The organism is Mesorhizobium salmacidum (SeqCode), assembly GCF_037179605.1.
Taxonomy (GTDB): Bacteria; Pseudomonadota; Alphaproteobacteria; order Rhizobiales; family Rhizobiaceae; genus Mesorhizobium; species Mesorhizobium salmacidum.
Genome location: NZ_JAPYKS010000106.1, coordinates 1 through 373, shown reverse-complemented (window position 1 = coordinate 373; position 373 = coordinate 1). Strand labels below are relative to the sequence as shown.

Annotated in this window: 1 protein-coding gene; it reads left to right on the top strand. The window is 59.5% G+C overall.

From position 1 onward, the window contains the following. A partial coding sequence (locus O7A60_RS31845) for a hypothetical protein (RefSeq protein WP_337109605.1) occupies positions 1-180 on the top strand: 180 nt, incomplete at its 5' end. Positions 181-373 lie beyond the last annotated feature (193 nt).

The following is a 373-nucleotide window of genomic DNA, read 5'->3' as shown; positions in this document are numbered from 1 at the left end:
ATAGGCTGGACAAACTCTTGGCCGTCGAGGGTCGGCCGCAAGCAGATCCGGCCAGATGTAGCTGCGCCCATGTTGTCGCCGTTCATGCCACGGATCGAGCGTTCGCTTGGGTCCGCCGCTGCACCAAAGGCCGCGAATCTGGTGCGCGGAACGATGATGGAGCATCAGAACTCGGGATGATCCTCGCGTAGAACGCGAGCAAGTTCGGATCTGTGCCCAAACAGGCAACAACAGCACTGACGAACCCGCAATAGCAAGGTGGCCTCTTTGTCCGTCCTTCAGCGGGGCGGGCCATGTGGTCGTTTGGCAATAACTTTGGAGAGCGACATGGTGCTTCGAATGGATTCCCCGGCCCCTGCGATCAAGGTGCAGA